Below are 14,973 nucleotides of genomic sequence, written 5' to 3'. Positions count from 1 at the left end.
AAACGCTGCTAATCAGCGAGATAGAGCGACCGCAGTCAGCGTCAACTGCGACCATAGGTGTCAGGCTTGGGAGGGTTTCACCCGATCACGTGCCACAGAAGGTCTGCAGCACGCGTTCTTCCGGCTTCGGCGGCTCCATGTACGCCGCAAATGCGGGCTGGTCCTCATAGGGCTTGGCGAGAACCGCAAGGAGTGCCTCGAAGAGCGAAAAATCCGCTTCCTCGACGGCCGCGCTGATCGCCTGCTCGATGCGATGGTTGCGTGGAACGAAGGCGGGATTGACCGCGCGCATCGCCGCTCTACGGTCTGGTTCGGTCCGGCCCTCGTCGCGGGTCAGGCGGTCGCGCCAGCGGCCAAGCCATTCGCGCGCGCCATCCGGTTCGCGGAAGGTCGAGAGGAACAAAGCCTCGCCATCACCGGGAGTGACAGCGTCGGAAAGACGGCGGAAGGCGAGGGTGAAGTCGGCCTGCTGCGCCTGCATCGCGGCAAGCAGCGACTGGATGAGCTCCAGATCGCCATCCTCGACGGTCGCGAGGCCGATCTTCTCACGCATGCCGCGCAGCCAATGGATCTGGAAGCGCTCGCCATACTGCTGGATCACCGCATTGGCGAGTTCGAGCGCCTTTTCGGCATCCGTATCGAACAGCGGCAGCAGCGTTTCGCCGAGCCGCGCCAGGTTCCATTGGCCGATGCCGGGCTGGTTGGCATAGGCATAGCGGCCGCCCTGGTCGATCGAGGAAAAGACGGTGCCGGCATGGTATTCATCAATGAAGGCGCAGGGGCCGAAATCAATCGTCTCGCCCGAAATGGTCATGTTGTCGGTGTTCATGACGCCGTGGATGAAGCCGATGTGCAGCCACCTGGCGATTAACGCCGCCTGTCGCTCGCAGACGGCCTCGTAGAGCGCGAGGTAGGGATTGTCTCTGTCCCTAAGTTCCGGATAGTGCCGGTCGATCACATAGTCGGCCAGTGCCCGCACGCCGTCGGTATCACCGCGCGCAGCAAAGAACTGGAAGGTGCCGACACGGATATGGCTTGCGGCAACACGGGTAAATACAGCGCCGGGCAGAATGTTCTCGCGATAGACGGGCTGCCCGGTCGAAACCGCAGCAAGCGCCCGGGTCGCCGGGATGCCGAGCGCATACATTGCCTCGCTGACGATATACTCCCGAAGCACCGGACCGAGCGCGGCGCGGCCGTCGCCGCGGCGGGAATAGGCCGTCTGGCCGGCACCCTTTAACTGGATGTCGCGACGCTGGCCGTTGCGATCGATCACCTCGCCGAGGAGGATCGCCCGCCCGTCGCCGAGCAACGGCACGAAGGAGCCGAACTGGTGCCCGGCATAGGCCATCGCCAAGGGATCGGCGCCTTCAGGCACGAGGTTGCCCGAGAAGATCGCCGCGCCGTCACGCTTCAGCGCCTCGACATCAAGGCCGAGTTCTTCCGCAAGCGGCTCGTTCAGCTTGATCAGCCACGGCTCGGCGGCCTGCGAGGGAGCCTGGCGCGTAAAGAACTGTTGCGGCAGCCGCGCATAGCTGTTGTCGAAGGAGAAGGGCCGGGAGGTGGATGCGTTCGAAGCTAGGGTCATAAGCCTTAGGTAGGGCTCAGGCACGCATGACGCAAGCTGGGGCCGCTTGCCCCGAGCCTTTCGGCTGGTCGTGCGGCGTTCCAGCACCACAGCCATTCCCTGACGGCACGGCTGCCCTGCCATATCAGCATAACGACGCCACATTTGCGGGCGTATACAAAGACTTCTAATCCTCATTTGGCATCACGCCATACCATACCGCGGCCATCGCTTCCGCGCCGGCCACGCCACTGCGAGTGATCCCTGACGATGTCGGATCAGATCTACCAGGCAGCTGCCATCGGGCGCGCCAAGCCGAACTTCCGCGTGATAGCGATGATCGTGGCGAGCGCCATGTTCATGGAGCAGCTCGACGCCACCGTGCTGGCAACGGCGCTGCCGACCATGGCGCGCGATTTCGGCGTCAGCGCCCCGTCGATGAGTATCACGCTGACTTCGTATCTCCTCAGTCTCGCGATCTTCATTCCCGCAAGCGGCCTGATTGCCGATCGCTTCGGCTCGCGCACCGTCTTCCGCTCGGCGATCGCCGTCTTCGTCACGGGTTCCATCTTCTGCGCGCTGTCGCCGAACCTCCTCTGTCTCGTGCTGGCGCGACTGCTGCAGGGGCTAGGCGGCGCGATGATGCTGCCGGTTGGCCGCCTCGTGCTGCTGCGCAGCGTCTCCCGCAAGGACATGGTCAACGCCATGTCGTGGCTGCTGGTGCCGGCGCTGATCGGCCCGATCCTTGGCCCTCCGGTCGGCGGTCTGATCGTCACCTATCTCGACTGGCGCTGGATCTTCTACATCAACGTACCGATCGGCATCATCGGCTTCACGCTGGTCTCGATCTTCATCGAAGACTTCAAAGGCGAGGCGAAGCGCCGGTTTGATACGATTGGTTTCATCCTCTCCGGTATTGCGCTCGGCTCCCTGCTGTTCGGTTTCGAAAGCTCGAGCCGTCCGGGCGAGGGCGCGTTCTCGTTGTTCCTGATCGCCGTCGGTCTGCTCTTTGGCGTCGCTTATCTCAGGCACGCCCGGCGTCATCCGTCGCCGATCATGGATTTCTCGCTGATGAAGGTGCCGAGCTTCGGCACATCGGTCATCGCCGGTTCGCTGACCCGCATCACACAGGGCGCGCAGCCCTTCCTGCTGCCGCTCTATTTCCAGCTTGGCTTCGGCCTGTCCGCGGCCAAGGCCGGTCAGCTCGTCACCGCCGCAGCCCTCGGCTCGATGGCGATGAAAGCCGTAGCGCCCCGGGTGCTGCGCCGCTTCGGCTTCCGCAGCAGCCTGGTCGCGAACGGCATCATCGCCACCTTCGGTTATGCCCTCTGTGCCGCCTTCCGGCCCGACTGGCCGCTCGGCCTGATCTTCGCGATCCTCGTCATGTGCGGCTTCTTCATGTCGTTCCAGTTCACGGCCTACAACACCGTCGCTTACGACGAGATCGACCGCGACCGCATGAGCTCGGCCACCAGCTTCTACACGACGTTCCAACAGCTGATGCTGTCGCTCGGCATCTGCGTCGGTGCGCTGGCGCTGCACACGTCGATGACGGTCAACGGCAGCGAGACGCCACAGCTGCGCGATTTCTCCGCCGCCTTCCTCTTTGTCACAGCGATCTCGATCACCGCGACGTTCTGGAACCTGCGCTTCTCCAGAAGCGCCGGCGCTGACATCAGCGGCCATGATGCCGGCAAGGCCGCGCACGCTTCCGAGCACTGACCGTCAGGCGGCACTCGGAAGTGCCGGCAGGCAGGCGTCGCAAATCGCGGCCACATGCCGGTGATCGGTGCCGCAGCAGCCGCCGACGATCCTGATTTGCGGCATTCTCTCCATCAGTTGCCGGTAGCGTTGTCCGAGATCGACGGGATCGCCCGCATCCAGTGTCTCGCTCTCGTCGAGCTCTGCATGGCTCATGCTTGAGGCATTCGCGCGTAGTCCATGGATGCGTTTCGTCCACTCGGCGTGGTGATCGAGCGCCTCGGCAAAGTGCGTCGGATGCGCGCAATTGATCATGTAATAAGCCACCGAGCCGCCGGTCGCCGCATCCGTCCTCTCGATCGCCTCCTGCATGCTGCGGCCGGTCACCAGCTTGCCGTCGGTCTCGACGGTGAAGGAGATCGCGCAGGGCATATCCCGGGCAGCGGCGGCCCGCGCGACGCCGATGGCCTCGTCGATGTTGTTCAGCGTGACGGCGGAGATCATGTCCGCATCGCTCTCGGCAAAGCTGCCGATCTGGACGCTGTGATAGTCCTCGGCCTCAGTCGCATTCATCCGGCCGGCCTTGTACCCATCGCCGCGTGGCCCCATGGCGCCGCTGAGCACGATCGGCCGCCCCGGCTCCTCGTGCCGCTCGCGCAGGCCTGCAAGCAGGGCAATGCTTTGAACGTTTGCGTCATGCAGCGCCTCCGGCGTGTAGCCGAGCTTTTCCGCCCAATCCGGGCTCGCCCGCCATGTCGGGCTGTCGAGAATGAAGCCGGCGCCATGCTTGCGGGCAATGTCGAGGTAGCGGCGGTAGTAGGCGCGCAGCCGGTCGCGGCCCTCTTCGGACGCCATCATCACGAAGGACGCGAAATGCGGAAGCTGCAGTCCGTCGTGAAAGATGAAGGTCGTTTCCATGCCGCCGTCGGTGACGAATGTGCCGCCCTTGAGCTGCGGCAAGCTATGTCTGTACTTGGCCATGACGATCCCCCTGTTTCGGGGCCCTCTATTTGCGAGCAATTCTCATGAACAAGTTCTCCGCTTCCGGGCTGCGAAACTAGCCGACTTGCGGTATAGTTCGGCATCGCATGATGTTTGCCTTTGATTTCAACCGCTTCCGTGGAGCGGTTGATGAGACGGCCTCCATCGAGATCAGAGCGGGCGGACGAAAACCGTACCGGCGGTACAGGGGATCTAATGCGCAAGGGAGAGGAGACAAGAACCCGCATCCTGGACGTGGCCGAAGCCGCCGTCCTGCAGAAGGGCTTCGGCGGCACCTCGATCGAAGAGCTGATCGCCGAGACCGGCATTACCAAGAGCGGCTTCTTCTACCATTTCCGGGACAAGAACGCGCTCGCCAAGGCGCTGCTCGAGCGGTACATCGAAAACGATGAACGGATATACGACGAGATCTTCACCCGCGCCCGCGAATTGGCCGACGATCCGCTGCAATCCTTCCTGCTCGGCCTGAAGCTGCTTGCTGAACTGCTGTCAGACCTGCCGAACGGCCACCCCGGCTGCCTCGTCGCCACCGTCTGCTACTATGAGCGCCTGTTCGACCGCGACATCCAGGAAACCAACAAGCAGGCGGTGCTCGCGTGGCGCCGGCGCTTCCGCGGCATGTTCGAGGAGATCATGGTGGTCTACACGCCGCGCGAACCGATCGAGATCGACCAGCTGGCCGACATGGTCTCGACGGTGCTGGAGGGCGGCATTGTGCTATCGAAGGCGCTGAAGGAGCCGCAAGGGCTTGCCGATCAGGTGCTGGTGCTGCGCAGCTTCGTGAAGCTCCTGTTTCAGCCGCAGATCGTCCGCCAGTGATCAGCCGCTAGCCCCCATCCTCCATCGCTCCAGCCATTTCGGCGAGCTTGCGCACCGTGTTGAGGTTGCGCGTCGTTCCCGGCTTCAAAGCCGGCAGCTTGAGCTTAGATTTGCCGGAACCGATAGGGAAGTGGACGTAGATTTCGCGCCCGGCGACAACCGCCTCTTCGCCATCGGGCGCGACCATCCTGTCCAGAGCGTCATCGGGGGCTGCTTCCGGCAGGAAGCTCACGAGGAGATAGTTGGGCTTGACATCCGGAAACGGCGCGTTGGCGACAATCGCTTCCAGCTCCTTGCGGCTGCGCAGCATCACGCCGGGTTTCTTGCCGAGCAGCTTTCCGAGTGCGTCGTCCAGTTTTTGCTCGACGTCGGCTTCCGCTTCGTCGGCGCGAAACAGCACGTTGCCGCTCTGGATGTAAGTCTTCACGTCGCTGAAGCCGAGCCCTTCGCAGACCGCCTTCAGCTCCGCCATGGGCAGCTTGCCCGTGCCGACGACATTGATCGCCCTCAGGAGCGCCACATAGACCGTCACGGGCTCCTCCCAGCCGTTACATCTTGCCCGCGACCTTGATCGCGAAGGCATATTCGAAGGCGATTTCCTCGAGGCGCTGGAAGCGGCCCGAGGCGCCGCCGTGGCCGGCATCCATGTTGGTCTTCAACAGGATCGGCGCGGAGCCCGTCGTCTTTTCGCGCAGCCGTGCAACCCACTTTGCCGGCTCCCAATAGGTGACGCGTGGATCGGTGAGGCCACCGAGCGCCAGGATCGGCGGATAGGCCTTGGCGTCGACATTGTCGTAGGGCGAATAGGCGGCGATGTGGTCGTAGTCTTCCTTGCTCTCGATCGGGTTGCCCCATTCCGGCCATTCCGGCGGAGTGAGCGGCAGCGTGTCATCGAGCATGGTGTTCAGCACATCGACGAAAGGAACGGCGGCGATCAGGCCGGCGAACTTGTCCGGCGCCATGTTGGCGACTGCGCCCATCAGCATGCCGCCGGCAGAGCCGCCCTCGGCGATGATGTTGGCGTAGGAGGTGAACTTCTCCTGATTCAGATAGTCAGCGGCTGATATGAAGTCCTTGAAGGTGTTGGTCTTCTTTTCCATCTTGCCGTCTTCGTACCAGGCAAAGCCCTTGTCCTTGCCGCCGCGGATATGGGCGATGGCATAGACGAAGCCGCGATCGGCAAGCGACAAGCAGTTGGTGTTGAAGCCGGCCGGAATGGTGATGCCGTAGGCGCCATAGCCGTAGAGCAAGCAGGGCGCGGAACCGTCGAGCGGCGTGTCCTTGCGATAGAGCAGGGTCACCGGCACCTCAACGCCGTCCCAGCCGGGCGCGAAGACGCGGCGGGTGACGTAGTCATCCGGATTGTGGCCGGAGGGCACTTCCTGGGTCTTCAGGAGCGTGCGCTCGCGCGTCACCATGTTGTAGTCGTAAAGCTGCGACGGCGTCGTCATCGAGGAATAGGAGAAGCGAATGACGTCGCTATCGTATTCCGCGGCACCCTGCAGGCCGAGCGAGTAGGCTTCCTCGGCAAAGGCGATCGCGTGTTCCTCGCCGGTCTTGCGGTCGCGGATCATGATCTGCGGCAGGCCATCCTTGCGCTCCAGCCACAGCAGGTGGCGGGCATAGGCCATGTGGCTGATGATAAGCGTGCCCGGCTTGTGCGGCACGACCTCGCGCCAGTTCGCCTTGCCCGGGTTTTCAACCGGCGCTTCCATGATCTTGAAATCCTTGGCGTCGCCGTCGTTCGTCAGGACGTAGAAGACGTCGCCGCCTTCCGTCATCGAGTATTCGATGCCTTCCTCGCGCTCGGCCACCAGCTTCGGCTCCGCCGTCAGGTCCTTCGTGGAAAGCAGGCGGTATTCCGAGGTCTCGTGGTCGTGGATGTCGATGTAGATGAAGTCGTCGAGCAGCGAGCCGCCGACACCCATGAAGAAGCCCGCATCCTTCTCCTCATAGACCAACCGGTCTTGCGCCTGTGGCGTGCCGAGAATGTGGTGGAACACCTTCGAGGGGCGGTGGTTCTCGTCGAGCGCCGAGTAGAAGAAGCTCTTGCCGTCGGGCGCCCAGACGCCTCCGCCACCGGTGTTTTCGATCACGTCGGCCATATCCTCGCCGGTCGCCAGATCGCGCACGCGCAGCGTATAGAACTCGGAGCCCTTGTCGTCGTAGCCCCAGATGCCGCGGCTGTGGTCGGTCGAGTGGTCGAGGCCGGCAAGCCGGAAATAGGCTTTGCCGGCGGCTTCCTTGTCACCATCGAGCAGGACGGTGCGGATCGTCTCGTCCTTGACGTCGCCATTGCGCGGGATGCGGAAATAGCGCGGCTGTTCGCCGCCAGTCACGAAGAAGGTGCCGTAGGCGAAATCGCCGTCCTTCATCGGCACGGAGCTGTCGTCTTCCTTGATGCGGCCGCGCATCTCGGAAAACAGCGTCTTCTGCAGCGCCTTGGTGTCTTCCATCGCCGCGTTCATGTAGACGTTTTCGGCTTCGAGATGCTGGCGGATATCAGGGTCGAGAATCGACGGATCCTTGAACATCGCCTGCCAGTTGTCGGCGCGCAGCCACGCGTAGTCGTCGGTGCGTGTGATGCCGTGGCGCGTATCGGAGATCGGCTTCTTGGTGGCGACGGGCGGGTTCGGCAGGTTCTTGAAGACGGTCAAGGAAGGCTCCGGAAACGTGATGTCAGGTCGGCAAGAGATAGAGGCGCGCATGCGCCGGATCAAGCGCCGAAGACAGCTCTGCGGCAAAACCGAAGGAATACTCACGTTGCCTTGATGTCACCATATTGTTTAAGAAAGTCCGCTACGTCGCCCGGAATTTGCACCTTGTTCGACCGTCAAAACCTCGGTTCTTCACAGGTGATTCCGGAATGAGAATGCAAAGGAATCCCACCGTAATGCCAAAACGTCTCGTGTTGCTTCTGTCCGCATTTAGCCTTGCTGTTCCGGCCTTCGCAGTTGATCCCGCCATTAAGAAGCAACTCGAAAAGCTCGATCCCGCGACCCGTCTCGAACAGAGCTGCGACACCGAGGCGATGAGCCGAATCAACAAGGACGCGACCGGTTACAAGCCCGACAAAGTCATTGCCTACACGTTCAAGGATCCGGTTCCCAGCGATGACAAGCTGGAGGCGCCAGGCGCGGTGTTCCGCAGCAAGGGCGACTGGTATCACCTTTCCTATACCTGCATTACCGGTCCGCAGCACATGAATGTCCGCGAGCTTTCCTACAAGATCGGCGACAAGGTCCCGCGTGAAAAGTGGGAAAAATACTATCTCTATGATTGATCCGAGGCCAAGCCGGCAGGGGTTGCAGGCGTTGCCTTTGTGAGGCCTTAGTCCTCGGGCATCAGCTCTGTGGGTGAAGCCGACGGCGAATCGCAGAAGCGGCCGCAAGCGGCATCAAACCACATGGCGTCCGAACGCCACGTGCATTATGCAGCGCTTGAACCACGAACGGCTTCTCTTTGGTATGAATCGTCTTTTTCTCGTTCCGGCGTTGCTGATCGCCTCTGCCTCTCTAGCCGCAGCTGCGGCGCTTCCGCTTGAGGATGCTCCGGCCACCACGCCCTCGAAGGTTGTGCAGGCACCAGGGACGGCGGCCGGACCGAGGCTGGTGGAGCCGCATCTGCGCATCGCCAGTTCGGGCCTCAAGGGTCATCCACGCGTGGCGCTGACCTTCGATGCCTGCATGGGCAAGGCCGACGACCGCATTCTCTCGGTGCTGGTGCGCGAGCGGATTCCGGCGACGATCTTCGTTACCGCCCGCTGGTTGAAGCACAATCCGCAGGCGCTGCAGGTCTTCCTGCAGAATCCCGATCTCTTCGAACTCGAGAACCACGGCCAGAACCATGTTCCGGCAGTCGACAAGCCGGTATCGATTTACGGCATTGCGTCCGCCGGTTCTCCGGAGGCCGTGCGCCAGGAAGTGCAGGGCGGCGCCGACGCAATGGTCGCGGCCGGCATTGCCGCACCGCATTGGTTCCGCGGCTCGACCGCCAAATATGACCGCTCCGCGATCGTGCAGATCCGTGACATGGGATACCGCATCGCCGGCTATTCCGTGAACGGCGACGGTGGCTCGCTGCTCGGCGCTGATGTCACGGAAAAGCGGATCGCGTCAGCCAAGGACGGCGACGTGGTGATCTCCCACATCAACCAGCCGACCCATGCGGCCGGCGAAGGTGTCGCCAAGGCGATCCTCGACCTGAAGGCCAAGGGCGTCGAATTCGTCCGGCTGCAGGATGTCGAGGACATGGGCGACGACCAGACGACGCAGTAAGTCGGGCGGGACAAAGCTCCGGCGAGGGCTTGCGGGACAGAACGAACTAATTCACGGCACTTTGCCGGCGCTCGTCGGTCTTGATCGGACGTTCAAGGAACGCCGGTGCGTCGCGATCGAGGGCGAAATCATCGAACCAGTCGCGGTATACGCCGCCGATCATTGCACCGATGACCTGGGCTGCAAGATAGGAGAAGGTGATACCGTTGCCGCCGTAGCCATAGGCGGCATAGACCTGCGGCATGGAGGGAACCGGACCGATCAGCGGCAGTCCGTCCGACGTCTCGCCGAAGGTGCCGCACCATGCCGTCGCAACGCTCGTATCGGCCCTCGACCAGAGCCGTTTCATCTTTTCCCGGATCGTCATGACCTTTGCGGCAAGCTTGGCGTCGCGGGTGGCTGGATCGACGGTGTCGTCATCCTCGCCGCCGGCGATGATCCGCCCGTCAGGCGTCGTCCGCATGTAGAGATAGGGGTGGCTGTCTTCCCAGATCAGCACTTGGTCGCGCCAGAGTGCTGCCGGATCTTGCGGGATCGTCGCCAGAGCCCAGCTCGACGTCGTCCGGTGCAGTTTCGGCATGTCGATGCCCGGCATGGCGTAGCCGGTGGCAAGCACTGCCGTTTCCGCTTCGATGACGAACGGGCCGTCGGTCTCGGCCGTCACATGCCCGCCTTCGCAATGGAGCTTAGTCGCCGAGGCTCCGATGAGGCGTGCGCCCTGCTTCACGGCAATGTCCAGCAACCCCCAGGTCAGGAGCAGCGGATCGGCCTCCGCGGAGCCGCGCGACAGGATGCCCGCATCGCGATCGAGCTCGAACTCGGTGAAGAGATCGCAGTGCTCCAGATATCGGCTTGGCAGGCCCGCCCGGCGACGAAGCTCGACTTCCCGGAGCAGATCACCAGCGCCTTCTTGGTTGCTGGTCAGAAACAGCGATTGCCGCGGCAGCAAATTGCAGGCGATTCGATTGGCGACGATCAGTTTTGAGAGACCGGCGACCGAGGCGGCACTGCGCCTGTAGATACCGACGGCGCGCTCGAAACCATAGAAGTGCTCGAGTTCGCCCAGCGTCCGGTCGGTTTCCCATTGCAGCATGGCCGTGCTCGCAACCGTACTGCCGAGGCCGGGCGTCTCGCGGTCGACGATGACCACGGACAGGCCGCGTTCCGAAAGGAGCTGGCCCATCAACGCACCGGTAATCCCGCCGCCGATCACCATGGCGTCGACTTTGAGATTGTCCTGAAGTGGTTGGTAGGTGGGTTTCGGCCCGGCGTGGCTCCACGGGGGGATGCCGCTCTTCAGCCGGTTCTGGCGGGACTCTGCAAGATCGATTTCTGCCATCTGACGCGTCTTACCTCAATTATTTCGGCAATTGCGGTTGCAGTCTCTCTTCGATGAAAAGTTCATCGATGATGGTCATGACAATCAGCGATAGTGGTAGCGCCAGCATAGCACCAACCGCGCCCCACATCCAAGTCCAGAACAGAATTGCGAGGAACACGACGAAGGGATTGATTTCCAATCGTTTTCCCATCACCGCCGGGAAAATCAGGTTTTCCATGACGAGGTGCACGATAAAGAAGGCCGCAGCCGGCACCAGGCCAAATACAAGGCTGTCGTGTGTGATGATGCCGGCGATCGCGACGGCCAGCGTCATCATCGTGATGCCGAGATAGGGGACAAAACTGGACAGGAAGGCGAAGAAGCCCCAAAGCACGGGAGCCGACAGGCCGCCCACGTATGCGATGATCATCATCGTGATGCCAAGGCAGGCGTAGATCAACGATGCCGTCGCAAAGTAGAAGCCGAGCACCTGTTCCACGCCGTTGATCACGCGGATGGCCGCCAGTCGCTGCGACCGCGACCGGAATACCATGATGATCGATTTGCGCAGGGTGATGCGCCCGGCCAGAAAGAGCAGCAGCGCGGCAAAAAAGATCAGCGCTTGTACAAGCGCGGGGGTCAGATTGGCGCTGACCAGGTGCAGCACGTTGCCGGTATTCTCCAAGAGTTTGTCGGTCGACATCGGCCCGCTCTGGAAGGTTTCTGGCGTGATGTGCAGCCATTTGATCCGCTCGAGGTACGGCATCAGGCGACTGAAGGTCTTTTCGACGAAGGCCGGCCCTTCGTTGACGAGCGTCGCTACCGGCCCGGAAAGTGAATTGGCAACGAGGGCGATGACGAGCGCAACCGATGTCGACAGGATCACGGCGTTGGTAATACGCGGCACGCCAAGCTTGCTGAGCTTTTCCGCGAGCAGCCCGAGGATCATGCCGACGACGACGGCAAGCGTCACCGGAATGAGGATCAGCGACATCATGTAGATGGCCGAAAAGGCGAGCACGCCGAAGATGCCGATCACGGCCCAGGCCATGCTGATATCAAGACCGTCCTTTTCGAGGCGGCGGACCGGCGCTTGCGGTGGCAGCTCTTCTGTCGCCTGCGTCAGTTTCTCGGCCCAAGCGCTGACATGGCGCTCGCCCATTGCGATCTTGCTTGCCTTCTTGCGGATGCCATTGGCAATTCCCATGGAAATACGATCCCCCGGAAGCCCTGATGCTTCGCGCAAACAACGCACAAGAGGCGATTGAGGTTCCGTAGGGCAGCCCTTGGCCTTGCTCCGATATCGCCGCATCTTTTTTGCATCTTGGGGGGATGTTCGGCGGGGAGGCAGGGCCGCTTTTCGGATCGCTTGCGGCGGGCTCCGTTGCGGCCCTGTCGGTCGGCTTAATTCCAGCTGCCGTTCGTGCGTCAGGCTGACAGTGTCAGACCGATGCCCCAGGGATCGTGCAGGAAGGTCCCGCCATTGCGCTTCTCGCTCTTGATCTCGAGTTCGTCGAGCTTTGCGACGGCCTTGTCGAGCGAAGCCTTGTCATTGAAGCGAAGCGTGTAGTCGGAAAGCCCGGTCATGCCGTCGGCGCGGGTTGCAGCGCCACGACTGTTCCAGATGTTGGCAGCGACGTGGTGGTGATAGTCGCCCGTCGCAAAGAAGCTGGCGCCGGGATAACGCGCCATCAGCTTCAGCCCGAGCACATCCCGGTAGAAGGCGTCTGCCTCCGGAATGTCGCCGACCTGCAGGTGGATATGGCCGATAGCGGTGCCGTCAGCCATGCCGTTCCAGGCATCATCGGGCGCGCTGTTGTAAAGCGCCTGCAAATCCAGTCGATGCGTCGCCATTTCCACTTGGCCATCCGGGTGGAACTTCCACATGTCGTGCGGTCGGTCGGCATAGATCTCGATGCCGTTGCCCTCGGGGTCGGAGAGGTAGATTGCCTCGCTGACGAGGTGATCGGATGCGCCTTCCAGGACGACGTTGTGGTGTGCAGCGTGGCGTAGCCAGCGGGCAAGCTCGGTGCGGCTGGGCATCAGGAAGGCCGTATGGAAGAGGCCCGCGGCATTGCGGGGCGCGACGCGGACATCCTTGCCCGTCGTCAGCGTCAGAAGCGGCGTGCCGTTGACGCCAAGGACCTCGCCGCTGGCACTCTTCTCGGTGACATCAAGGCCGAGCATGGACTGATAGAAGCTGGAAACCAGCGGCAGGTCGGTGACGACGAGATGCGATTGGTCGACATAGGCAGGGCGTGTCAGGGCGTAGGACGTTTCAGTGGTCATGTGTCTATCTCCTGCCGTGGATGGGCGAGGCGTACCGGCGGTGGCGGCAAGAGCGCCGCCCGTAGCGAAACCAAGGAATTTGCGCCGGTCCATTTGCCTCAGAAGTCCCCTGGTCGCTGTACTTGAATTCTATATGGCGGATTCCAATTGTTCACAGAAGTCCTTATTTTGGCGATTCAGCGTTCGACGATTGTTGACGAAATCCGCGGCGATCTTGATCTTGATCAAAGCGCCTTATTTATCTCCTGAGAGGATGTGGCCGTTGAAAACGGTTATTCTGGAGGGCCTGAATGTATAAGAAAATCATCGTTCCGATCGAAATAGGCGCGTTGGACAGTGGCGAGCGGGCTTTCCGCAAGGCATCCACGCTCCTTGATACGGGCGGCGAGATCGTTTTGCTCAACGTCGTCGAGGACGTTCCCACCTATGTCGCGATCGATTTGCCCGCTGAACTGATCCAGAACGCGATCGATGATGCCGAGGAAAAGCTTGGCATGTTGATCCGCACCAGCGGCATACCTGCATCCATCGAAATCGGTCATGGCCGCCCGGCGCACAGCATCCTCGCCGCCGCAGAAGCGCATGATGCGGATCTCATCATCGTCGCTTCGCATATCCCCGACTTCAGCAACTACTTCATCGGCGCCACCGCCGACCGTGTCGTCAGGCATGCCAAATGCTCTGTGCTGGTCGACAGGCAGCGCTAAGGAGAAAGATGGCACAGGACCGATGGAGGAATTTCCATGACTGACACGCAGACCTACGAGACGATCCTACGCGACCGCCAGCGCGAGCTCGAATCGCGGCTGACCCGCATCGACGTCGATCTCGGACGCACCAAGGAGCAGGACAGCGACGACCGCGCGACCGAGAGCGAGAACGACGAAGTGCTGGAAGGGCTTGGGCAGGCCGGCCAGGAAGAGCTGCGCGCCATCGGCGCCGCCCTCGATCGGATCGCGAAAGGCACGTATGGCATCTGCGTTCGCTGCGGCGAGCCGATTTCCAAACAGCGTCTCGGCGCGGTGCCGTACGCCCCTCTTTGCGAGGATTGCATGAGCTGATTTGTCTGCCGCATCGTCAAGGGATGGCCGTCTTTGGGACTACCTTTTTGCTTCGCGTCTGTATATCTCCGCATTGAAACCGGAAGGCGTCGGAAGCTCACGAAGATTTAACGGCGTGCCATCGCTGTTGTGTTGCCCGGAGACCGGTTCAGTGCGACGATCTGGTGGAGAGGTGAGGGGTTCCCGGCATGGCAGAGTTCAACGGCATCCGCTGGGCCTACGACAAGTACGAACTGATCGCCGACGGCGTCGTTCACGGTGTCGGCTTGGCGTTCGCGCTTATCGGTGCAACCGTTCTGATCTTTTACGCCACGGTCTGGAGTTCCCATGGCGAACTCGCCGCCGCGTGGATCTACAGCGTCGGACTTGTTCTGACCATCGGTATCTCGTTCTCCTACAATGCCTGGCCTGTTTCACGCACCAAATGGTACCTTCGCCGCCTCGATCATTCGTCGATTTTCATCCTGATTGCCGCCACCTACACTCCTTTCCTGGAGCGCGGCGCCGATAGTCCGCTTCTGTTCGGGATGCTGATCGGGATCTGGGTGACCGCGGCGCTTGGCATCCTCCTGAAATGCGCCTTTCCCGGTCGTTTCGACAAGCTTACCATCCTGCTTTATCTCGGGATGGGGTGGAGCGGCATCTTCGTGGCCGGACCGGTGGCCGAGCGTATCCCGTTCGTATCGATGCTGCTGATCGTCGTTGGTGGTGTTATCTACTCTCTCGGCGTTATCTTTCACGTCTGGGAAAAGCTGCGCTTCCAGAACGCCATCTGGCACGGTTTCGTGGTGGCCGCGGCGGCCGTGCACTATTCGGCCGTGCTTACCTGCTTCAGCATGGCGAACGCCGGGCTCTGAGCCAATATCAACGGGTTTCCCCTGACAGCGGCGCCTCACTCCGGTCGGGAGGGATGGTTTCGGTCGCACGATTTCGTCG

Annotated in this window: 14 protein-coding genes; 7 read left to right on the top strand and 7 right to left on the bottom strand. The window is 61.9% G+C overall.

Going from position 1 to position 14,973, the window contains the following annotated elements; genetic code table 11:
- Positions 1-85: 85 nt before the first annotated feature.
- The gene (locus FHT77_RS01590; RefSeq protein ID WP_183751917.1) at positions 86-1,588 is read right to left on the bottom strand and encodes a protein adenylyltransferase SelO; all 1,503 of its coding nucleotides are present in this window, start codon (positions 1,586-1,588) and stop codon (positions 86-88) included.
- A 249-nt stretch (positions 1,589-1,837) separates the two neighbouring features.
- Between FHT77_RS01590 and FHT77_RS01585 the strand changes: the two genes are divergently transcribed.
- A complete protein-coding gene (locus FHT77_RS01585) occupies positions 1,838-3,289 on the top strand; it encodes a DHA2 family efflux MFS transporter permease subunit (RefSeq protein WP_183751915.1) in 1,452 nt (483 codons plus the stop codon).
- Between the two features lie 3 nt (positions 3,290-3,292).
- Here FHT77_RS01585 and FHT77_RS01580 read toward each other — a convergent pair whose 3' ends face one another.
- Positions 3,293-4,249 (bottom strand): homocysteine S-methyltransferase family protein, encoded by a 957-nt coding sequence (locus tag FHT77_RS01580; protein WP_183751913.1) that lies wholly within the window; start codon positions 4,247-4,249, stop codon positions 3,293-3,295.
- A 216-nt stretch (positions 4,250-4,465) separates the two neighbouring features.
- Between FHT77_RS01580 and FHT77_RS01575 the strand changes: the two genes are divergently transcribed.
- The gene (locus FHT77_RS01575) at positions 4,466-5,089 is read left to right on the top strand and encodes a TetR/AcrR family transcriptional regulator (RefSeq protein WP_183753829.1); all 624 of its coding nucleotides are present in this window, start codon (positions 4,466-4,468) and stop codon (positions 5,087-5,089) included.
- A gap of 7 nt (positions 5,090-5,096) precedes the next feature.
- Here the strand turns inward: FHT77_RS01575 and FHT77_RS01570 are convergent, their stop codons facing one another.
- On the bottom strand, positions 5,097-5,621 hold the full coding sequence (locus FHT77_RS01570; RefSeq protein ID WP_183751911.1) for a DUF1697 domain-containing protein: 525 nt from the start codon (positions 5,619-5,621) through the stop codon (positions 5,097-5,099).
- Positions 5,622-5,637: 16 nt separating this feature from the next.
- Positions 5,638-7,746: a S9 family peptidase gene (locus tag FHT77_RS01565; protein ID WP_183751909.1), complete on the bottom strand. Its 2,109-nt coding sequence runs from the start codon at positions 7,744-7,746 to the stop codon at positions 5,638-5,640.
- Between the two features lie 236 nt (positions 7,747-7,982).
- Here FHT77_RS01565 and FHT77_RS01560 point away from each other — a divergent pair, with 236 nt between their 5' ends.
- Both FHT77_RS01560 and FHT77_RS01555 read left to right on the top strand, forming a co-directional pair.
- Positions 7,983-8,372, top strand: a complete 390-nt coding sequence (locus FHT77_RS01560; RefSeq protein ID WP_183751907.1) for a DUF930 domain-containing protein — start codon at positions 7,983-7,985, stop codon at positions 8,370-8,372.
- 184 nt (positions 8,373-8,556) lie between these two features.
- Positions 8,557-9,366, top strand: a complete 810-nt coding sequence (locus FHT77_RS01555; protein WP_183751905.1) for a polysaccharide deacetylase family protein — start codon at positions 8,557-8,559, stop codon at positions 9,364-9,366.
- A 46-nt stretch (positions 9,367-9,412) separates the two neighbouring features.
- Here the strand turns inward: FHT77_RS01555 and FHT77_RS01550 are convergent, their stop codons facing one another.
- From FHT77_RS01550 to FHT77_RS01540, 3 genes are all read right to left on the bottom strand, one after another.
- Positions 9,413-10,705, bottom strand: coding sequence for an FAD-binding oxidoreductase (locus FHT77_RS01550; RefSeq protein ID WP_183751903.1), 1,293 nt, complete (start codon positions 10,703-10,705; stop codon positions 9,413-9,415).
- 19 nt (positions 10,706-10,724) lie between these two features.
- On the bottom strand, positions 10,725-11,894 hold the full coding sequence (locus tag FHT77_RS01545; protein WP_183751901.1) for an AI-2E family transporter: 1,170 nt from the start codon (positions 11,892-11,894) through the stop codon (positions 10,725-10,727).
- A 221-nt stretch (positions 11,895-12,115) separates the two neighbouring features.
- Positions 12,116-12,976, bottom strand: a complete 861-nt coding sequence (locus tag FHT77_RS01540) for a VOC family protein (RefSeq protein WP_183751899.1) — start codon at positions 12,974-12,976, stop codon at positions 12,116-12,118.
- A gap of 290 nt (positions 12,977-13,266) precedes the next feature.
- On the opposite strand from FHT77_RS01540, the gene FHT77_RS01535 reads away from it, so the two are divergent.
- The 3 genes from FHT77_RS01535 to trhA all read left to right on the top strand — a co-directional run bounded on the left by FHT77_RS01535 (position 13,267) and on the right by trhA (position 14,894).
- On the top strand, positions 13,267-13,683 hold the full coding sequence (locus tag FHT77_RS01535; RefSeq protein ID WP_183751897.1) for a universal stress protein: 417 nt from the start codon (positions 13,267-13,269) through the stop codon (positions 13,681-13,683).
- A 36-nt stretch (positions 13,684-13,719) separates the two neighbouring features.
- A complete protein-coding gene (locus FHT77_RS01530) occupies positions 13,720-14,037 on the top strand; it encodes a TraR/DksA family transcriptional regulator (protein ID WP_016553248.1) in 318 nt (105 codons plus the stop codon).
- Positions 14,038-14,225: 188 nt separating this feature from the next.
- Entirely contained in the window at positions 14,226-14,894 is a 669-nt protein-coding gene (gene trhA / locus FHT77_RS01525; protein ID WP_183751895.1) for a PAQR family membrane homeostasis protein TrhA, read from the top strand.
- Positions 14,895-14,973 lie beyond the last annotated feature (79 nt).

It is taken from the genome of Rhizobium sp. BK181, assembly GCF_014193305.1.
Lineage (GTDB): Bacteria > Pseudomonadota > Alphaproteobacteria > Rhizobiales > Rhizobiaceae > Rhizobium.
Note: the sequence above shows the minus strand (reverse complement) of the source record. Positions and strands in the feature narration are given on the sequence as shown.